The 23,277-nt window shown below is 35.6% G+C and carries 9 protein-coding genes and 1 pseudogene; 1 reads left to right on the forward strand and 9 read right to left on the reverse strand.

The genetic code is table 11. From position 1 onward, the window contains the following. Positions 1-47: 47 nt before the first annotated feature. The 7 genes and pseudogenes from gap to E0946_RS00800 all read right to left on the reverse strand — a co-directional run bounded on the left by gap (position 48) and on the right by E0946_RS00800 (position 15,433). A complete protein-coding gene (gap, locus tag E0946_RS00775; protein ID WP_133200561.1) occupies positions 48-1,046 on the reverse strand; it encodes a type I glyceraldehyde-3-phosphate dehydrogenase in 999 nt (332 codons plus the stop codon). A gap of 23 nt (positions 1,047-1,069) precedes the next feature. Beyond that, positions 1,070-2,044, reverse strand: a complete 975-nt coding sequence (locus E0946_RS00780) for a class II fructose-bisphosphate aldolase (RefSeq protein WP_133200562.1) — start codon at positions 2,042-2,044, stop codon at positions 1,070-1,072. Positions 2,045-2,106: 62 nt separating this feature from the next. Beyond that, positions 2,107-3,549, reverse strand: coding sequence for a DNA recombination protein RmuC (locus tag E0946_RS00785; RefSeq protein WP_243713674.1), 1,443 nt, complete (start codon positions 3,547-3,549; stop codon positions 2,107-2,109). A gap of 175 nt (positions 3,550-3,724) precedes the next feature. Beyond that, entirely contained in the window at positions 3,725-4,663 is a 939-nt protein-coding gene (locus E0946_RS00790; protein ID WP_133200563.1) for a hypothetical protein, read from the reverse strand. Further along, positions 4,656-8,240, reverse strand: coding sequence for a RecQ family ATP-dependent DNA helicase (locus tag E0946_RS00795; protein ID WP_243713676.1), 3,585 nt, complete (start codon positions 8,238-8,240; stop codon positions 4,656-4,658). The genes E0946_RS00790 and E0946_RS00795 overlap by 8 nt, the downstream gene beginning before the upstream one ends. 18 nt (positions 8,241-8,258) lie before the next feature. Beyond that, positions 8,259-8,369, reverse strand: a pseudogene (locus tag E0946_RS07470) (topoisomerase DNA-binding C4 zinc finger domain-containing protein); the annotation flags it as partial. Between the two features lie 806 nt (positions 8,370-9,175). Next, entirely contained in the window at positions 9,176-15,433 is a 6,258-nt protein-coding gene (locus tag E0946_RS00800) for a C25 family cysteine peptidase (RefSeq protein ID WP_133200565.1), read from the reverse strand. Between the two features lie 195 nt (positions 15,434-15,628). On the opposite strand from E0946_RS00800, the gene E0946_RS00805 reads away from it, so the two are divergent. After that, positions 15,629-17,857 carry a heavy metal translocating P-type ATPase gene (locus E0946_RS00805; RefSeq protein WP_133200566.1) on the forward strand — a complete coding sequence of 743 codons (2,229 nt, stop codon included), beginning with the start codon at positions 15,629-15,631 and terminating at the stop codon, positions 17,855-17,857. 15 nt (positions 17,858-17,872) lie between these two features. On the opposite strand, the gene E0946_RS00810 is transcribed toward E0946_RS00805, so the two are convergent. Both E0946_RS00810 and E0946_RS00815 read right to left on the reverse strand, forming a co-directional pair. Continuing rightward, positions 17,873-19,126: a glyceraldehyde 3-phosphate dehydrogenase NAD-binding domain-containing protein gene (locus tag E0946_RS00810; protein ID WP_133200567.1), complete on the reverse strand. Its 1,254-nt coding sequence runs from the start codon at positions 19,124-19,126 to the stop codon at positions 17,873-17,875. 39 nt (positions 19,127-19,165) lie between these two features. After that, on the reverse strand, positions 19,166-23,233 hold the full coding sequence (locus tag E0946_RS00815; protein ID WP_133200568.1) for a PEP/pyruvate-binding domain-containing protein: 4,068 nt from the start codon (positions 23,231-23,233) through the stop codon (positions 19,166-19,168). Between the last annotated feature and the right edge of the window lie 44 nt (positions 23,234-23,277).

The raw sequence follows: 23,277 nt of genomic DNA on the forward strand, positions 1-23,277 counted from the left end.
TTTAGAGAAAGGGCGGCAGAAAAAACTTACCGCCCTCAATTATTGCTTTATAAACGAGAGAGATATTCCATTAGGTCGGCTACTCTGCAGGAATAACCCCATTCATTATCATACCAGCTAAATACCTTTACTAATTTACCTTTTACAAAGGTAGAAGTGGCATCAAAGATAGAAGAACTGCTATTACCAACTATATCACTGGAAACTATAGGATCTTCAGAATACTGCAGATAACCCTTTAAATAGGTTTCCGAAGCTTCTTTCATTGCTGCATTTATCTCTTCTCTGGATACCTCTCTTTCCAGATTGGCACTAAGATCAACTAAAGAACCATCTGGAACTGGTACCCGGATGGCTATACCATCAAGTTTTCCAGCCAATTCGGGAATAACTAAGCCAATTGCTTTTGCTGCTCCAGTGGAGGTTGGAATCATATTAAGAGAAGCAGCACGAGCACGACGCAGATCTTTGTGTGCTAAATCCAGAATACGTTGATCGTTGGTATAAGCATGCACCGTAGTCATCAATCCGTTTATAATGCCAAAGTTATCTTGTAAGACCTTAGCTATAGGTGCAAGGCAATTCGTGGTGCAAGAAGCATTGGAAATCACCTTATGTTCAGCAGTTAAGATATTATGATTAACTCCCATAACGATAGTTGCATCAACCGTATCTTTAGCTGGAGCAGTAAGAATTACTTTGGAAGCACCAGCAGTTAAATGTTTAGCAGCACTTTCTCTGGTATTAAACACACCTGTGGATTCAACCACAAAATCTACTCCCAGATCTTTCCAGGGAAGATTTTGGGGATCTTTTTCAGCAAAAACTCTTACAGTTTTTCCATTGACTATGATGCTATCTTCTGTATTGCTTATATTAGCATCAAAGATTTTATGCACACTATCGTATTTTAAAAGATAGGCAAGAGTCTTGGCATCAGTTATATCATTAATGGCAACAATCTCCATTTCAGGATGGTATTTTATTATGGCACGGAACACTAAACGTCCGATGCGTCCGAATCCGTTAATAGCTACCTTTTTCATATTCTGTTTCTCCTTTTTTATAATTATAATAATATACTATTATTAGCGCTTCCAGACATCAAGCAAAAACTCTGGACGGTATTTTGCATTCTTTGTTCTGCTTTAATAAGCCATTTCCGAGGATCAAATCTACTTTTATCTGGCATATAGACATCGGGTGGAACATCAGGAGGACAGACAATGGCATCTTTTTCTTTCTCCCAATAGGCTTGCACTGCTGCTGCCATATCCATCTGATAATGGGTATCTTTGTTAAGTTTGACTACACCATTAGCTATAGCTGTTTGTTGTTGTTCATCAGTCAAACCGGAAGCACCATGTAAAACCAGACCTCTTTCAACTCCATTAGCAATTAGCAAATCATCAATCTCTTTAATTAAATCCAAACGCAAAACCACATTTTCTCCTTTAGTGACACCATGATTGGTACCTACAGATGCGGCAAATAAATCTACATTAGTCTTTTTCACAAATTCCAGTGCTTCTTCAGGTTTAGTATAAAGTTCCGTTTCTGAAACTATCTCGTCTTCTGAACCTTTAATATAACCAATCTCACCTTCAACTATAATTCCATGGCGATGAGCAATATCTACCACTTCTTTAGTAATTCTGATATTTTCTTCCAAACTTTCTTTGGATGCATCTATCATTACCGAACTGACCAAATTGTTTTCAATGCAATAGACGATAAAGTCAAAATAGTTGGGTGTGGCATGGTCTATATGTAAACCTACCCCACAATGCGGAAATTGTTCAGTGAAAACCTTGGCTATAGCGGATATTAAACGAGCTCCAGCTTTGATATCCTGAGTTTCTCCAGCGGCATATTTACAAGCACCACTGCTCATTTGTAAGAGTCCATCCGATTTAACTGCATTATAACCTTGGACTAATGCTCGCACTTGCATATCAAATACCACATTGGAAGCAATAATGCCAAAACGCTGTTTTTTTGCTTTGAGAAACACCTCTTTCATCTGTTGTCCTGTTAGAAACATTTTAACCTCCTTTTTTATTTATGTTTTAAGTAATACTTTATTTTTAAATTTAATAGAGACTGTCAAGATAAATCCTCATCCGTATTTTCTTCAACTTGTACCTGATAATCTTTTTCCTCTCCCAATTCTAAGATCACTGAACTTTCCTCCAGTGGAAGTTCTTCCACGCTTTTAAGCTTTCTCTGAATTTGACGACTGCGAGAACTGGCATCTTCTATGGTATTGGATGCTTCTTGCAACTTCTTCTGAGTTTTATCCAGTAAATCTCCAAATTTGGCAAAATCAGTCTTTATAGCACCGAGAATTTTCCACACTTCATTGGAACGTTGCTGAATAGCTAAAGTGCGGAATCCTAATTGCAGACTGTTTAAAATAGCAGATATGGTGGTTGGTCCAACTGCTACAATATGATATTTCTGCAATTCATCAAAAAGAGTGGGATCGTGTAAAACTTCTGCATATAGACCTTCTATGGGAAGAAAAAGCAAAGCAAAATCAGTAGTCAAAGGTGGGGCAATATATTTTTTCTGGATATCTTTTGCGCACTTCAAAATCCTATCTCTAAGAGCAGCTCTTGCAGTTTCTACAGCAGCTAAGTCACCTTTATCCCAGGCATCAACCAGGGCATTATAATCTGACAGAGGGAATTTAGCATCTATGGGTAGATAAACTTTTTCTTTCGGATCATCTTTACCAGGTATGCAAATAGCAAATTCTACCACCTCATTTTTATTCTTATCTGGCTTCCAGTTCTTAACATATTGACCAGGACTTAGTATCTGTTCTAATATTGCTTCCAGCTGATATTCTCCTTGCATTCCTCTGATTTTAACATTGGAGAGCACTTTTTTCAAATCACCAACTCCATTAGCGAGATTTTGCATCTCACCTAAACCTTTATAGACCTGTTCCAATCTTTCACTTACCTGTTGAAATGAAGCACTTAATCTCTTTTCAAGGGTATCTTGTAACTTTTCATCTACTGTTTTTCGCATTTCTTCCAGTTTATTTTCATTACTACTGCGAATCTGTTCCATTTTTGCTTCCATAGCAGTTTTTAAGGAATCAAATTGAGTCTGTTCAGTACTTACAAGTTCCTGAAGCCTACGAGATAAAGATTCGGATAAATCTCGCAAAGAATTACCCAATTCATTACGATTCTTAGCTGCATCCTCATTCATTTGTTGATTGAGCTTTGCCAGGGAAGATGAGATTTCTTCTCTATTGCTTCTATTTTCTTTGCTGATAGCCTCATTTTGCTGATTTAATGTGGTTAGTAATTCTGTTCGGGTATTGGATTGAAAAGATAATAAATCAGCTCGCAAACGCTGGATATCATCTCTAATAGTCCTTTCAAAAGATTCTATCAATGTGGATATATGATTCAGAGAATCCTTTAATTGTTCCATTGGAATATTTTTTCTTGAAAGAAGAATAATTAGAATAATTCCGATGATGAAGAGTAGAGAACAAAGAATAAGGATAATTACTTCTATATTAGACATATGACATTGGTTCTCCTATCTATTTAAAAAGTTTGAGCATTTGATATATAATCTAATGCATTTAATTAAATTGTTAAGAAAAAAATCAATAAAAGTGCTTAACTATTAATTATAAAGGGATTTTCATCCGACTCGCAAGAAACTAATTATTTGGACAGATTTTATTATTCTTCAATTATTGAAACATAGAAAAAATCAAGACTAATATTATAACCCCCAATAACAATAATATTGCAATAGCACTATTGAGCATTTTGTTTATGTGAATTATTACCTTACCTTGTTCTTCTAATTTATCCATAGATTTATTTTCTAATTCTTCAATTCTATTAAGGATTTCTGGTTCAATAACTTCATTTAAGGTTTTCATAAGTTCCAGATTATCTTTATTAACCTTTTCAAAAGCCTGGTTAATATTATTTTCCAGTTTAGCAATGCGTTCCAAAATTTCTGGTTCAATATTATCTTTTATAAGAGTGATAATATCCTGGCTATTTTTATTGATTTTATCAGCAGCTTGATTAAGACTATTTTCCAGTTTAGTGATACCTTCCATAAGTTCTGGTTCGATATTATCTTTTATAAGCGCGATAATTTCCTGGTTATTTTTATTTATTTTATCAGTAGCTTGATTAAGACTGGTTTCCAGTTTAGTGATGCCTTCTATAATTTCTGGTTTAATATCATCTTTTATAAGCGTGATAATATCCTGGCTATTTTTATTGATTTTATCAGCTGCTTGATTAAGACTATATTCCAGTTTAGTGATGCCTTCCATAAGTTCTGGTTCGATATTATCTTTTATAAGGGTGATAATTTCTTGGCTATTTTCATTGATGTTATCAATTGCCTGGTTAAGATTTAATTTAAGTTTTTCCAGTCTTTCCAGAATTTCCATAGCACCAATTTCTTTAAGAATTTTAATAATTTCATAGCTTCCGCTAGCTATATTTTCGGTAGATTCAATAAGTCCTATAAGGCGCTGTCTAACCGTTTCCAGTTCTTGAGTTGCAGATTGATAGGAAGTTGCTTCATTATGAAGTTCTTGTAAGGTTTCAACCAATTTTACTGCTGTATCTTCAGCTTGTAAAAAGTTATCAGTATCTTTATTCATTATAATCTCCCTTTTTTAAAATTAAGGATTGGCAATTTTTATTAAGTTCTGAAATGAGATGCCATGCTGGTATATCAGCAAGTTCAAATGGTAAAGCATCAATAAGGTATCTTATTTGAGACCTTAATAAACCGTTGATTAAATCAGAAATTATATCTTTAGCTAAGAAGGTATCACGTTTTGCAATAAGTGTAGCTGACCATCCAGCAAAATTACAAACCAGATTATCCTCTATATTATAGTTGTTCAATGCTGATGATATAGAAACTAAGAAGTTTTGTTTCACTACTTCTGCATTTTTTTCTTTGGTATAAATTTCAGAAATAGCACGTAACATTAGAAGTGAGGGATGATCGGGATAACTTTCAAGATAACGAGAAACCTGACCTCTAAGTTCAGCAGCTTCATTAGGAGAGCGAGCTTCATTAAACACATCTATACAATATAATAAACCACCATTTTCTTCACTTATCAATTTTTCCAGTTGTTCAGAATATTCAGTGGATTCAAGATATCTTAGAATTCGTTGTCTTATTTCTTGATCATTCTTACCTTCCTCACATAAAAGCACCATTTCTGATAAGGCACGTCTTCTGCCCTTTTCAATCACTTCATAAATAAAATTGAGTAACAGTTCTATCATCTTGGAAACAAATTCATTAAATGGTAAGGAAAGAAATTTCAATGCTTTGTTCTTTTCTGCAAGACTTCTTCCAAACTGATAACTTTCAATATATTGACTATATGTTTCAATAATATCTTCTTTAGAGGCTCCAGTTAAATAAATAGTAAATTCATCATTACTATATTTAAGAGTGTAATCAGAAATAATTCCTAATAATTTAAGATGATAGATGGCTTTTTCAGTTTTTTCACGCGGGTTATCCTTTTTATCAGAATCATCTTTTGGGGAACTATTCTTGTTATATAATAATTTATTGGGTATAGTGAAAGATTGTTTTTTGGGGTGAGTTATATCTCCGATATGGTTTAAGATGGTTTCCATATTCTTTTTTTCATTTTCTATCCCTTGAAATGAATTTAAGTGAAAATACATATTCCTTGAAATATCATCATCAACATCTTTGGAAATATTGGCATAAATTTTATTTATATCTTCAATTTTTGCATTAGGATCTAAAAGTTTATGTGATCTTGGTTTGTAATCATTAGAAGCAATGATAAAGCAATAAGCAGTTTTTTTATCTCTTCCAGCTCTTCCTGCTTCTTGATAAAAAGATTCTATAGATGGTGGGATATTATAATGGATTGTATAACGAATGTTTGGTTTATCTATTCCCATTCCGAAAGCTTTGGTACAAACAAATAATGGGATTTTATTACGTTTAAATTTAATGGTAGCATTTTTTTTCTTATTTTTATATTCATTGCTGGTATAATTCTTAGGTTGTTTTCCGCTGTAAATATCAGTTTGAATGTGCAATTCATTTTTAATTTTTTGTTCAATCATTTCTACACCATATTCTCCATCTACATGAGGACAGAATACTAATCCAGCATTAGTTTGTTTACCATGCGGTTGATAAAAATCTGAGCTTGTGGTGTTAAATAAAGGAGGAAGTTTATTTATCAGAATGCCTTTTAAGATGTTAAATTTATTTATTGAAGGGGTATGGATAATTTCAAATTTTAATTCAGCTCTATCAAAGGTTTTAGGAGTGACTATTGCTTCAAAGTCTTCTATTTGAAGTTCCCTTTGAACATCTTTTAGAACAGCTCTGGAGGCTGTTCCAGTTAAAGCCAGTAGAGGAGGAATTCTATTGCTATTTGGATTTTTGCAAAGGTTTCTACTTGTCTTTCCTATATTGAGATAAGAAGTACGAAAATCATGTCCCCATTCAGATACGCAATGAGCTTCATCAATGACTATCAAAGATATGGGAATACCAACGGTAAGAGATCTCAATTGCTCACGAAATTCTTCAATTTGTAATCGTTCAGGAGATATATAAGCAAAGAGATACTCTCCTTGACCAAATAATTGAGTTGCTCTTGTCTTTTCTTCTTGATCTTCCATCAGGCTGGAAATAGCAATACATCTATCAATTCCTACCAGAGAAAGATTATCAATTTGATCTTCCATTAGCGATATAATAGGGTCTATAACTATTGTAATGCCGGGTAATAGCAATGAAGATAGTTGATAAACTAAGGATTTACCTGCACCAGTGGGAAGAAGTAGCAAAGCATCTTTACCTGTAATTGCCCTAATAATTCCCTCATATTGACCTTCTAAAAAATACGGTTTTCTGAAGAGGTATTGTAGAAAGTATACTAAATCACTTTCTTCTGGATTTTCAATAACTGGTACTAATGTCGTAGTTGACATAGAAGAATTGGTAATATGATAGGGGAAGTAGAGGTCCTGCACATAAAAACAGGTCAAATGTTGGGGAAAATAATTAGCAAAGGAGATATAAATGGTATTTTCAGTTTCCACCGAATAAGAATCTGAACTTATATTTATAAGGGGAGTTTCTAAAGCTAAATCAATTGTATAAATTTTACATAAATATTCGGCTAATTCTATAAAATCTTCTACTGATCCTTTAAGAATAGAAAGCGATTCTTCTTTATCAAAAATACCAAGTTCATCTATATCAGAGATAATATGCCATAATCCTGTTTCTTCTAAGTTCAAATGACCTGATTGAATGGCAGTTAGAAGAGTCAGTTGGATTTGATGAGATATTTTAATGGAAGTTAAATATCTTATTATATCTTCATCAGAAGCATAAGATTCTTTGCTGGAATTTAAGGAAGAAATTATACCAGAAATTTCCTTTTTTAATAAGGATAATTTCTCTCCCTTTCCTTTTCTAATTTCAGATGCCGGAATACGGATAACTTTGTATCCATAATTCTGTAAGATAGAATCTCGTAATTTATCAGCCTCAATATGACTTTTGTGCTGTTCTCCATCAATTTCTACAATAAATTTTCCCTTTTGGTCAGGATGAAAGATAGCAAAATCAACTCTCTGAAATTCCTGGTCATAATTTTTATTTGGAGGAATAAAACTGGAAATATCAACCTGTGGAATTACATATTTTTCAAATCCTTCTCCTAAAATGTCTGGAAGTATTTTTTCATAAAAAATCTTTTCCTCTTTACTATCTAAATAAAGCGATAGCTGGTTTTGATTCGTAACTCTTGTTAGTAATGATTGTATTTGTTCGGGGTAAAATTCAGGATTAGCAAGCTTAAATAACTCCTTAAATTTAGATTCTATTATGGGAGAGACTAAGGTAATATGCCCTCTGGTTAATATTTTTTCCATTACGGAAATAAGAGAATTTTGGATTTCTGTAAGGGATTGGGACCATTCCTTTTTATGAAAATCTATTCGCCATTGTGAAATAGCTTTAAGAAACTCTTCATTTATTTCTTCAGATTGGATGAGATCTAAAAAATCTTCGGGAACCGCACCGTTTTCAAAAAACCTTACTTGATAGTTTTCAAATTTTTCCCTTGCCACAAAGGGACGAGGATAATCTAAATCTACTGAACTATTTATTTTTGCGCGGGGAGGAGGGTTAGTTTTTTTCTCATTCATTTTTTTCGGTTTATAGGAGAGTGTGCCCTTGCAATGAGGGTAGCGTGAGCAGCCATAAAATTTTTTTCCTTCATACGAAGTGCGAATCACCATTGGAGAATCACATTTTGGACATTTTATTTCAGCCATTTTGAACTATCACCCTAATTCCTATTAACAAAACATTAAAAATAAAATTCTCTTAAAAAACTCATACTAAAATTCACTCCTTAAAGCTTTTAAAAAATTTATAAAACTATAATAAATAATAAGATAAAAAACTCTAAGTTTCAAGCTGGAGTAGATTTATAACCTGTTATTCAGAAAAAACCTCCTTTCATTTTTTTCTCTTCTATATCCTTTTTTTACATTTTTATATTAAGTCAAACAAACAATTTTTGTCAAGATTAATTTATTTCTTATTTAGAAAATTACTCAAGATAGCCTATTTTTAAGAATTGGTTTGGATTGCAAATGCACAAAGATTATAAGATGGTATTGTGAATAGATTTATAAAGGTATTTGTTGCATTTTATAATAATTCCCACTTTTTCTTAAATTAAACGAATAGAGATAATTTAATGACACTTACTCTCTATTGAATATCCCTCTATATAAGGGATATATTTCAGTTTTTACGATGCCTTCATTTATGTTTAGGATTTGGTTATCTTTTTTATATATTATACCTCTTAAGGCAATTATAGGCAATAACCTTTGTAAATGAGTATGCTAATTTATCTTTTTTTACAAATATTTCAGGGTTCATTAGCTAAGAACATAGAGATATTTCTTGAAGAAAACTATGTAATTATCTATCTTTACTTATAGTTAAATCATATTTTTGTTTCTTATCTCCTACTTGACTCTCTCTTAGCACTTTAGGTAAAAAAGAGCTAAGAGAGAGCTAAGGTACTCAAGAGGCAAAAGCAGGTTTAAAATATTGACTTTATAAATTAATTGCGAATAGCAATGACCTTATAAAAGACTTTAGATAGATTACGTGTATCCAGATAGTTGTTCTCATTTACAGTTTGTAAAAGGGTAAAGTTTGCATAGGGATCATCAGAGGTCCAGATTTGATAAGAAGTGGCATAAGGAACTGTTTGCCAGGAGAGAAAGATTCCTTGTAGATTTGATGAGATATTTACCACTGGAGAAATAAGGTTATAAAGGAAACCGGTACCAGATACGGCAATGTTTATCAAGCTCTCATCGGGGTCATTACTTAAGATAGATACCTCTCCATTATAGGTTCCTACAGCGGGAGGAGTGAAAGTTATATTGAAAATAGCAGAGTTTCCTGATGGGATATTAAAGTTAATGGTATTTCTTTGTGTGTTTTCCTGTTTATTTAAAGGATAAATTATAGAGGAAATACTTTCAGAGGGCGCCACAGTATATCCTTGGGGGGTTGTTATTGTTCCAGTAAGGTTTGCATTGCCGTTATTCTGGATAGTAAAGTTGTTCCAGGAAGAAGTTCCTACTTCTACATTACCGAATTCCAGAGAAAGAGGGAAAACTGTTATATCTGGAGCTTGAGCAATGGGTTGAAGATATAATTGGATGTTATATCTACGGCTGACAACCATTCCTCCGGTAAAGACATCAGTTTGGTCATCACTATTACTCCAGACGAAACGATAACCATTAGTCATAGAGGTATATTGCAAAGTACCCGTGTTACTTGCAGTTTCCACCAGACTGAAAGCAGTATCCACTAAAATATTATCTATTCCATTCCATTCAAAGGGTGTATTGAAAGTCATCATATCAAAACCGCCTTCAGTTGGCATAAAGGATGGATTAGTATAGGTGGTTAAAAGATTTTCCGAAGTATGCCAGTTTGCTGCATCGGTAGCATCAGTATGCTTCATTCTTACCAAAAATTGAGGTAATGGTAAAGCTGGAGGTGTAACCACATAAAATCCTAAGGCAGTGATTCTTAGGGGACCAACTATTCCTGCGGCATTTAATTCTGCAGCTGTATAGACAGATTGACCATGAACGCTATTATTACAGATATTTAAAGGACTATTTTGTACTCCAGTGGTAATCGAGGTTCCTGATCCTAAAACTACAATAGAAACCATTTGAGGAGTGGCTTCAACAGTATTAGAGGGAGCTGATTCTCCCGCTGGATTAATGTAAACAGTTGTTACATAATAAGAATAGGTAGTGCCATTAACTAAACCTGTATCCTGATAAGTGGTTTCGGTAACATCCTGAATCGGGACATTGTTCCGATAAACTCTATAACAGCTAATCAATCTTTCTTTAGTATTATCTCTTGGACTGTTACGACCTTCTGCAGGATTCCAACTTAGAGTCACTGTGGCATTTCCTGCCAAAGCAGTAAGATTGGTAGGAGGATAAGCATTTGGTATAACAGTGATAGTAGAAGTAGGAGAGGATTCTCCATTGGAATAGTGCGCAATGATATAATAAGAATAGGAGACTCCATTAGTAACGGAGAAATCGGTATAGGTTAAAGAGGTTACATTTGCAATAGAGGATGAATTTCTAAATATCTTATAAGCAGTTGGATTACCAGACACTGGAGCAGACCAAGAAAGATATACAGATTGATGACTGGGGATAGCAGTGAAATTTTGAGGAGGCAGTAAGGATTCAACTTGTGGGAAAATTTTTAACCGTAAATTGGGCAAATTGTTACTTGTTGTCAAATTTGTGGGAGGAGCAGAATCGCTTCTATTTTGTCTTGCTCTGCTGGTACTGGTAGAAGTATAAGTCCACATAGGATAATTTGATATCCATTGTTGATGTCCTTTAACAATTAAGATAGAAAGATTGGAAGTTCCATCATAGACAAACATTGGAGATAGAGTGACTTCCATCCAGCCAGAGGTGGAATTATTAGGGAAGGAACCACTATAAACTTGAGTATATCCACTTGTGCTATAAGTTCCAGAACTCAAAGTGGAAGCAGTGGTATTTTTCATATATATAGTAACGGATTCAATAGGACTTACATCTGCTCCGCTGGCTTTGTAGTAGGCAAGATTTTTAATGGTGCAGGCAGAGCCAATTTCACTGGCTAAATAAATAGACTCATGAGCACAATAATTATAATATCTATCCAGAGGATAAGACTGGGTTCCTGTTCCCGTTCCAATAGTTAATACGATAGGTGCTCCAACTTCCACAGTTTCAGAATGTTGAGCAGTAGTGGTTCCAGCGACAGCATTAAAAATAAGGTTAATTAAAGTTCCAGTACTCATACTGGAAGCGGCACTAATAGTAAAAGATAAAGGTTCAAAAGCTGCTGGTTCAAGGACCGGGAAGGTATCAGTCCCATTAATAATTGTTATTCCAGCATTATTACAGGTTAAAGTTACAGTTCCAGGAGGGGCAGGAATTACACCTGTATTTACTATATGAATATTAACTGTGACAGTTTCACCTGGGTCTAAAATACCGTTACTATTTCCGCCACTATCATTGATAGTCATATTATTAAAACCGAGTTCTGGAACTACTACTTCCAGTGGGAAATTATAGTTCCAGTTTCCAGTATCAGAAGTAATATATATATTAAAATTGATTTGATGATGTGCTGGACAATTAGGAGATACGAATATAGAATAATTAGTTTGAGGATAGCCACTACTCTGAGCTGGTATTGTTCCATAATTAGTACTGGAATTAAGGATAGTTACATAAGAATCAGAACTGGAAATAACTGCAGAGACCCCAGTAGCATTAACCAAGCCACGATTTCCCAGACGAATAGATAGATCCGCATTTTCTCCTGGTTCTAAATAGGCATTATCGTTAGGATCTATCACAAATATCTGTTCTAAAACTAAATAAGGATAATCTGGTAAAATTGGTCTGGTAGTAATAAAAAGTGCGGAATTATGAGAAAGTGGAGCTGCTGCAGTAGGATAAGTGTTATTAAAAGTATATTCCAAGCCTATAGTTTCGGTATGGTCTTCAATTCCGATAGTACAATAATTTCCATGAGGTAAAGTATCACCAGAACCTAAATCAATATTATTGAATTGTTGGTATTGCAGTTTAATCTGTCCATCTAAGGTGGAGGTAGGATAATAGATGGGGTCATATAAGATGGCTTCAAAGGTTTCCAGTGAGCTATTATTATATCCGGAAATCATATGATACCATTCCACTACAAAATAGTGTAAAGTTGCATTGTAATAAGTGTAGACACCACTACCAGTTCCAAGCGTGAGATCATCCCAGAAAACGGCAATCATAGGACTTGGACCTCCCGCATCAGGAATTCTCCAGTTACGCCAATCTGCATCCTGAGTTTGTCCAAAGGCAATAAAACCATTAGAACTGATAGAAGCTTGAGTGTATTCTATCCCATAAAATTTAAAGGGGAAGGGAAGATTAACAGTTGTTATAGCTACAGCTGAAGTTTGATCTCCTTCATCACTCGTATTTCCTGGATCATAGAGAGGAAGAAGAGTTCCACTGCCTCCTTCCGCAGGTGCAATACCAATCCAGTTATAAGTTGGACACTGATCATACCCTGTGTCACCCTGATCAAAGATAAAGTATCCATAAGCATCCTGTCCCAATGGATCGTGTATTGTAGTTTGTCCTATAGTGACAGTAAAATAAATAGTTTCCTTATAACCCGCAGAGTTAAAGAGATAAAGTTCCAGAGGTATCACCATTCCGTCTATACAGGTACTTCGAGCAAAAACACTAAAAGTGTCAGAATTATTAGAAACAGTTGAGGCAACAGGAATAGACCCATAAGTTCCAATAGAATCGGTTATTGTAAAGTAAATATCACGAGAACGTAGTCTTGCATTTATTCCATTTAACCCAAGTGAACCAACATTTGTTAGGCTAATAGTCATAGGAAGGTTATCACCAGGATGAATGTAGTTATTAGTAGCGCCAATAAAAGTATAAGAGGCTATATTTAGATTACCATTATGAACTGTAAATGGTACATATACTTCCCAGCTACCTGCCGTAGTTTCCACTGTAAGTTTTAGGGAAAATTGATGTTGATCAGGACAATGTGAAGCGACACTAAAAACAATGGGGTCAATATTCACACCACTTGCTTGAGGATTTATATTATTATATTGAATTCGGCTGGCAAGAATTAAAGTTACATATGGATCAGAACAATTTGCAATCACAGCAGGCGTCAAGACTTGATTGGTTGTATTTTTAAGACTTACATATGTTTCAACTGTTTCTCCAGCATCTAACAAGCTATTACCATTACCCCACATATTGTCATCAAGTTCTGTACCATTGAAAACAATTCCACCACTGCTGACAATATTAATGGTTGATACCAGGGGTTTGAAATCATCTTTGTTGATAGTTAAGGTTAAAGAGCCAGAGAGATTGGAAGCAAATTCCAGATAGGCTTTACCTTGAGCATTGGTATAAGCTAAAGCTTGCTGTCCATTTTCATTGCTCAATACGACTGATGCTCCCTGCACAATTTGATTGGAATCGTTTAAAACTGTGATTTCTAAGGTAGATGAACCTGCAGGAATAGAAGTAGGTGCATTGGAAATGAAAGTTGAAGGAATGCCTACATAGACAGAAGCAGTAGGATCACCGATTAAATTACAATAGGAAGAGAAATTATAAGCCTGGGTGGATTGGCTAACTCCATAGACAGCATACAGATAGAGTTTAGCATAGAGCATTGCTTCGCTCATATTTCGCATTCCCAGAGGATAGATGCCATGAAAGATTCCTACAGTCAGACAGTTGTTCATAGGCGTATGAGTTGAAGAAGTTGCCATTCCTATTGAGGTTATTGCCCCTCCTAAAGAAGCTGCAGTTCCATATCTAACTACCGCTTCCGTGGTACTCGTTCCACTGTTGAAAGTACCGGTATTACAAGTAATAAAAACACTATGGAATAGCTTATAACCGTTATTTAATTGACTGATTGTATTGGGCCAATTACTCATCCCAATATAACCACGATAGTTATAGAAAACTACTCCTTGATTGATGGCATTATTGATAGTGGTAGTAGAAGGAGAAGGTCCATAAAGTTCGGTATAAGTATAGGAAGGATTAACCATTAAGGAATGATCATGTATATATCTATTAGTATAAATGGTAGAAATACCAGAACTGCTGGAATCTCCAACCAGTAGCATACTATTAAGCCAGGAAGCAGTGCTAATATTTACATCTCTTTCCAGAGAAGAGACCTTTGCCATATAATTTACCATATCGGCTGTGCTCTCAACCGATATTCGTCCTATGGCTGCATCTCCCAGGTTATCATTCCCAGCTAACCAAGTGTAGTAATAATCAATATAACTATTGTAACTGGGGATAGCCATATTGCCGGAAGTATCACCAATAAGGACAATATAATCAGGACGAGTTGAAGGATTATTGTATTGATTTTGAATATAGTTTTTTATAGAAGTATAAGAGCTACCAGTAGTAGAAGTACTAACTGCATTTACTATATAACCTTTTTGTTTTTTCCAGTTAACATAATTATTGACCTGGGTTAAATAGATAGTATCTGAATAATTTCCATATATCACCAGCATTCTGGGACGAGAATAAGTTATTTCATCACGGGTAATAAACTGTTCGTAATTCAAAATCAGAGCAGGATAAATCTTTTCAAAGGCAGGAGATAAGTTTAAGGGGGGTTCTATTTCATTGATAGAAGGTTGATTATCATAATTTATTTGAATATCAATTGATTCTAAGATGGATAAAGTTTGTTTACTCTGGTCATACTGGAAGGGATAAATATTTAAAGTGACAATACGAAAATCACGCATAATTTGCGGTTCTGATATTACTACTGAATTTGCAGGATACAATTCTTCATTATATCTTCCGCTTGCCTTCTCAGAACTAAGTAATGAGTCAAAATCAAGTCTAATATGATTCTGAATACTTTGTTGAGTAGTGTTTATTTGCAGATTGACCCCTCCCTGATAGGGAATGGCAATCATCGTGCTAAATACAGGTAGAGTTTCGGTCTCTTCCAGGAAAAGATAGGGGATATCGTCTATTTTAACTCGGGATAGATTATTAATTTCACTTCTTTCCATAGACCAGGCTGGAAGTTCAAAGCGGATTTGGATAGAATTGTCTGAAATATTAACAATATTAAAAGGTGCAACGGAGGTTTCAGCCAGAAGAAATAGTGGAGCTAACAGTATAAGTATCAGAGATAAATATTTAAAAGTTTTTTTGGGCATTAGTTATTTCCTTTAATCATCAGGAATTAATATCTTTATAGATATATGCAATAACTGGTGCAAAAATAAATGTTTTTTATAGGTTACAGTGATACAGGATAACTCTAAGGAGACTTGCCTATCTCTGCATCTCAAAAAGAGATTGCCTTTCAGATTTATTAGAATAAGATTTTAATATAAAAAGGAGTGAAAAAAATGAGACAACAGTTGAATCTTGGTATTGACGGTATGCATTGTGCAGCCTGTAGTGCACGAGTAGAAAAAGCTCTCTCCAGTTTAAAAGGAGTGATTTCAGCAAGTGTTAATCTTGGACTGGAAGAAGCTTCCCTTGAATATGATGATAGATATCTAAAGGTTGAAGATATAGTAAAAACCATAGAATCTCTGGGCTATTCAGTTCGGGAAAGTATTATCCTGACGGAAGATGAACAGATACAGAAAGTGCAAATAGCCAGAAAGAATATGATTCAGATGTGGATTATAGCCATCATTGTGATGGCAATAATGTTAATAATGATGGCATCTCACGAGATGCCTTCCTGGCATAAGGCAGCAAACTGGGTAATATTTTCTTTAACTATTTTAGGGATGTGTTTTCCTGCTCGTAGAGTCTATATTTCAGCTTTCAGGGCAATAAGCACTGGAGGCACTAATATGGATGTATTGATAGCTATTGGCACCATTGCTTCATTGCTGGTAGTTCCTTTATCTTTAATCGTAAATGGAATACGAGCAGATGATTTTAGTGGTATAGCAGCAATGATTCTGGCATTTCATTTAACGGGTAGATATCTGGAGACAAAAGCACGAGGTCAGGCTTCTTCAGCAATTAGAAAACTTATTAATCTGGGAGCAAAAACAGCTCTTGTGCTTATAGATGATGAAGAAAAAGAGATTCCAGTGCATAAACTTAAAGTAGGAGATATATTTTTAGTAAAAGCAGGAGCAAAAGTTCCAGCCGATGGAATTATTATTGAGGGTAGTGCCAATCTTGATGAATCAATCGCTACGGGAGAATCCTTACCTGTATATCGTCAAGCAGGAGATAGGGTTCTGGGCGCAACTCTAAATCTTGATGGCTTTATTAAAGTGCAAGCAGAAAGAGTAGGTAAAGATAGTTTTCTGGCTCAAGTAGTAAAATTGGTGGAGGAGGCTCAGAATTCCAAAGTGCCAGTTCAGCTATTAGCAGATAAGATAATATCTGTATTTGTTCCAGTTGTTTTGACACTATCCATTTTAACCTTTTTTGCCTGGCTACTTTTTCCGTCTTTTATGAGTAATATAAGCGAAGCCATTCGGACAATTATTCCATTAAGTTCAGCTAATTATGGCTTAGCTGCAGCTTTGATGGCGGCAATTGCCACTCTGGTGATTGCCTGTCCCTGTGCTCTGGGACTTGCTACACCTACAGCTTTAATGGTGGGTAGTGGAATTGGAGCTGAAAGAGGGATTCTAATAAGAAATGGAGAAGCTTTACAAAGGATGAAAGATGTAAAAGTTATAGTTTTTGATAAGACCGGCACCATTACCTATGGGAATTTAAAGCTTTTAAAGATAGTGAGTCCAAAACTTTCCGAACAAGAGATATTACAGATTGCTTTTAGTTTGGAACAAGGTAGTGAACATCCTCTGGCTAAAGCTATTATTACAGAAGCTCAGGCTCGTGACCTGCAAACCTTGCCTATTGAAGAATTCACTAATTATAGTGGAAAGGGTATCTCTGCTAAAATAAATAGTCAAAGCTATTATCTGGGTAATCTTGCTCTCCTAAAAGAAAATGGGATTAAAATAGACGAACTCAACCTAAAAGATACACAATATCCTTACGCTACTTCCGTATTTTTGACGGATGAGAAGCAAGTCCTGGGTATACTATATCTGGCAGACACCATTCGTCCTGAAGCTTTTGAGGTAGTAAAAACTCTAAGAGAAATGGGAATTGAAAGCATTTTATTGAGTGGTGATAATCAAGAGACCACTTCTGCCATTGCAGCAGAATGTGGTATCAATAAATTTATAACTGATGCACTTCCTGGAGATAAAGCTAAAATTATTAAAGAATTACAAGATGAATATGGTGCTTTAGCTATGGTAGGGGATGGCATTAACGATGCGCCAGCACTTAAACAAGCAGATATTGGTATAGCTCTTGGTCAGGGAGCAGATATAGCCATAGAAGCAGCAGATATTGTAATCGTTCCCAATAAATTAGAGCTCATTCCCCGAGCGATAAAGCTTTCTCTTACTACTTTCCAGAAGATTAGACAGAATCTGTTCTGGGCTTTCTTTTACAATGTTATTGCCATCCCCTTAGCGATTTTTGGTGCATTACATCCCATTATCGCTGAAATAGCTATGGCTATCAGCTCAGTAACGGTGGTTAGTAATGCTAATCTATTGCGTCGTGAATTACGCCATCTCTAAGTTTAGACTTTAAACTCAGGGTGTAGTCTCATCTATATAATTTATCAGGCGAGAAAGACAATTGGTGTATGAACCGAGTTCATTATCATACCAGCCAAAGATTTTAGCATGAGTTACTGGCATATAGACAGTTTTATCCTCTGGAGCACCCAATTCTTTCAGGGTCTGGGGTGGCACAGCAATAAAGCTTGTACGGGTGTGAGTTTCATTAGCTTCTATCACTACTGCTGCCATATTGCCAATCATATCTGCTGAAACATTTTGTCTTTCGGTATACATTAATAATCCATTTTGTGGACCTTCGGCTGCCTGTTTATAAATATCATTAATTAGTTTTCTGGTGATATTGGGTTGTCCTAATTCATTTAGTTCTGCATGGAAGGTTACATTAAGGTTAATAAGAGAGACGGTGTTAGTAGGAATTCGCACAGAATCTGCCATAAAACCTATATTTTTAATTTCTGGCATCACCAGTTCCAGAGCTTTAGAAACACCGGTAGTAGAAAGGATGATATTATTGAAGACACTGCGCGTTTTACGCAGGTCAGAAGCTCCTGCTTTAGGCACAGAATCCAGGATACTTTGAGAATTGGTGGCAGCATGAATAGTGCTCATAGATGCAGTCATTATGTTGGCTGTTTCTTTATGTTCAAGTAGAGGTTTTATCATATGAGCCAGTCCAGTGGTAGTGCAACTTGCAGCGGAGATTATATGATGTTTTTGAGGGTCGTAATTGAGGTGATTGATACCATAAATCATTGTTATGGTATCTGGATTATCTTCCATTACTGCTGCCTTACTTTTGAAAGGAGCTGAACAAATGACCTTGAGAGCACCTGCTGCTAAATGACCTCTAAGACAGGGCACTCCTTTTTCAGGTGTAATATTGGGGTCTAAAAAATTACCTGTACAATCAACTACTATGCGGACACCTTCTTCTAACCAGTTGATATCTTTGGGATCACGTGCTTTACGAAGTATAGTTATGGGCATACCCTCAATCTCCAGAACAGGTTTTTCTGGGTCTATAACCTTGATTTCTGCCTTACGTCCAACTACCCCAAAAAGGAATTTGTGGATGCTGCCATAGGTGGAATCCATTTCTAAGACCTGAATCAGGTCATCCAAGCTTTTTCCTACTTCTCTGCCAAAGTTAATGACAATACCATCAAAATGTCTCAGATGAATATGATTCCAGAGCAGAAGTTTTCCTATTCTTCCCACTCCGTTGATTCCAAGTAGCCTTTTACCTTTCAATTGGCTGTTCATTGTTTTTCTCCTTATCTATATTTTTTTTGCGTTAATATCTTAACCTGGTATGGTTTCCACCGGATAATGTCCTAAATATATAGAACCACTGGAAGCATCAATCGCTATCTTATCGCCAGGACGCAGAATATAATCTCCTATCCGACAGATATTGTCTTCTTCTATAACCTTGAGTTGACGACAGTTAACGACGCCTATAATTCCCAGACGAACGGCTGTTACAGCAGCATGAGAAGTGACACCACCACGAGAAGTTAGCAAACCCTGACAATCAAATAAAAGTTCCATATCCTCAGGAACTGTATCCGGTTTAACCAGAATTAAAGGTAAATTCATATCTTTTAGTTCGTCAATATCTTTACGAGAAATGACAATTATCCCATTCAGGACACCCTTTCCGACTCCAATTCCATTACCTAAGATTTTCAATTCACGTTTAGGGACACTGAAAACTGTATATTGTTTGACCTTAGTAATTAGTTGATTGCGTGTCTGAAGTATATATAATTGCTCTTTGCGTGGACCCTCAAAAGTGAATTCTATCTCTTGATGGGGATATCCACGTTCTTCTACCAATTGACGAGCCAGGGAAAGTAAACGAGCATAAATGTCCGGGAAATCTTTTTCCAGGGAAACTTGTACTGGTGATTTAGATAATTTCCGTTGCTGTTCTGAGATAGGCAAAGTATATACCAATCCTGCTACTACATCCTCTCCTTGACTGCACAAGGTAAAGTCACCATTCAGAGTTATTCCTGGTTCTTTACTCCAATCTGCATAAGTGAATGCAACACCCGTGCCTGAATCAAGACTGATATTACCTAAAATCATTTTTTGGATAAGAACAGCAGTGCCCCAATCATCTGCTATCTGAAGTTTTTGACGATATAAACGTGCTCTATCAGTGTTCCAGGAGTCTAAAACATGATTTATAGCCTGTTTAAGCTGAAGAAATACATCCTGCTCAAAGGAAACCTTATGACGAGCTAAAACCTTTTTATAGGAAATGCACATATCTCTCATCTGCTCCGGAGTAAACTGAGTCTTAAGCTGTACTTTATACCGACGCTTATAAGAAATCATCACCGCATCAAATTCATCACGGTCTATACCATATGCCATTCCCCAACTTTGCAAAAGACGACGATAACAATCCCAGGCAGTCCAACCAAAATTAGGCATAGTGCTTAGCTTGAGAGTAATCTCATCATTCATACCAATATTGAGAAAGGTGCTCATAGCTCCAGGTAAACTCATAGGAGCTCCAGAACGCACTGATAGTAATAGAGGAGCCTCTGGATTGCCATATTCCAATCCGGTATAATTTTCTATACGATTAACATTGAAGCGGATTTTTTCATCCAGCTCTTTCTCTATCTCTGGATGCGCATTAATTATATTACGAGCCCGGAATAGCTCTGTAGTAATAACAATTCCTGCGGGAATGGGAAATTCATACTGAATCATTTTTTTAAGAAAATAGGCCTTAGCACCTAAAAGCACTTGATTGTCCAGACGACGGTTATTTGTATGTAGAGGTACAAACAGCAAATCAGGGTCATAACTCATTACTTTAATGAGGTCCTCTGGAGCAAATATGGTCTTCATAGAATTTAAAGAAGTGATAATCTGAGAGATAAAATTGTCCATTGATTGGACGAGAAATGAGCTACCCAGAAGTTTACGAAAAAATTCTTCAGCAAACATTTGCTGGATGGTTTGTTTTTTATACTTTCCTGGTATTCCCTTAGCGGGTAAATGGCTTAGTTCTTGTTCATAAAAACGATAGAAATGTTCATTGATTAAATCGGTGATACTATCTTTTATCTGTTTGAAGAGGTCCAGATATTGGTCTAAGGAAAGTCTGACTACACGTTGACTGGATTTTAACATCTCCAAGGCATTGGAAAAAGCACTGACTGAATAGCCTTCATAAATCAAACCCAATTCATATAGTTCAAGAATATGGATGATACGTTTGAGGGTTTTAGCAGTTAGATATTCCAGATTTAATTGCTTTATGTCTTTTTCAATCAGTCTTTCCACCAGATTTTCCAGACGGAATATTATGCCCATAGCTTCTAATTTCGGTTCTCGGTATTGACCATACATAGAAGGAATACCAGCAGCTATGTGTCTTTTATAATATATATTTTCCCAGGGCTGAGTAGGTTTTGGATCAAGCACTATTTTATTTAATCTGCCAATATAATTAAGCATCTGATGGATGCTGCTATCATAGTCATTTCTTGCCAGACTCTGTTTCAAGCGAAGCTGCTCCTTCTGGTCAAACCAGTTATATCGGTTTAGAAACTTTGTTATATCATAGGGGTCCAGCTGATATTTATCCAGTAAAAGATAATAAATCCGGCATAGCAGTTCTAATTTTTTAAGTGGGATATCTTCATTTTTTATTGATTTAAAAAGTGGAGCAATGCTTTGCCAGGATTGGCTGAGCAGGGTTTGTGCATCTAAGTTGTGGTCGCTTAAAAACTTATTTACTGCCTGATGCTGTTTCTGGTTGAGTTCATCGGGATGACTTATATATTCTTCTATATCTTCAGGTGCCAAGCCCTTCAAATGATTAGGGTCAAGGTCAACCCAGTAATTTAATATCTCTTGGAGCAGCTGAATCTGAGTATTATTACTTTCAGTGTGCACCTGTTTGCGGACAAAGTGTATCAATAAATCCTTACGATAGCAGAGCTCATCAATTTCGGTGCTTAAGTCTCTAATTTCACCTTCTGCTCCTATTTCATTATAAAAAACAGGTAAAAGTCTTAAAAGATGCTTTGCTTGCACATAGATAGGTTTGATGTTGCTATTTAGAAATGCAGATACATCTTTCTGGAACAAATCCGTATCGGATACAAAGATTCCCTGTCGGATTATAGAAATAGTTAAAGCGGCTAATAAATCCTTACAAAAAGCTGGGTCAATGCTGATAAGTTGAAGCCAGACACGTATATTTTTAATGTGGTTTTTATTGGCTATAATCTGCCAGTCCCGGTTAATTTTAATTTTTCCGGGAGGAATAAAACCAAGATCTATTATCTTTCTTATTAACCTTTTTTCCAGTTCGGGTTCTTCAGGGTCAAGTACCGCCTTGCCAATAGTGAGAACACAATCCAGCACAATACTGGTATGCACATCCTTATATTCAGCCAGGAATTCAAAGACAGAATCTAATAGCGCATTTATCTCTTTAGCAGATAAGGTCTCTCGTAACTGTCCTAAAATCCGATTAAAATCCCATAAAAGATGGTCAATTAAACCACTCATAGGGGGTAAACTCAAAAGATAAAAGATATAATGAATCTTTTCCTGTATACTTGGAAATTGAGCCAGCAAATCTCTATGACGAACGGCTATTTCTGTAAAAGAAGGAATCTCGTTTAATTCCTCTATACTTTTAATCTTACCCAATTGGTTTAATTGCTGGTTATAGAACCTGGTGCCTATTGTACGAGAAAGATAACTGCGACTGAGAGTAATCAAATCGGTATATTTATCATACCATTCCTCAATGGAAGAGCTGGATTTCCACAATTCCAGAGAAGATTGATAGATAGATTTTAATAGCACAAGTAACCTTTCTGGATGGGATATCCTGGTAGAAAGAAGCTTCAATGTGCTATAACATTGTCCTGTAAGCGGAATAAATAAATCTGGGTAATCTCTATACCATTTTTCTAATATTTCTCCACTGTCTTCCAGAATTATTTGTGGAACCTGTTCCTGACTTGCTAAAGCACTAACGAAGGATAGAAATTCAGTTATAGCCTTCTGCTTGGTTTCATTTTTTTCTGCTTTTTGAAAGATTTCTTCAAAGATTTTTAGAATAATAGATAGAGCCTTATCTCTTTCTGGAAGCTGAAGATAGAACCATAAATCTCCAATTACACTTTGTCTGAGCAAAAATAGCACCTCATCCCAATTGGCATAAGGATGGTGAAATTCTTCCAAAAATTGCTTGGTTCTTTGTTGTATACCGAAATAATTGGTACTTTGCTTTAGTAACCACTGGCTCTCTGGTGAAAGAACAATCTCTTTTACCTGTGTTTGAGCCAGGTTTTCAGCTAAAGCTTGAGATTGTATTTTATCCACTATTATCCTCAAATATTCTTTATGATTTTAAATATTGATTATAA

It is taken from the genome of Candidatus Syntrophosphaera thermopropionivorans, from assembly GCF_004353895.1.
Lineage (GTDB): Bacteria > Cloacimonadota > Cloacimonadia > Cloacimonadales > Cloacimonadaceae > Syntrophosphaera > Syntrophosphaera thermopropionivorans.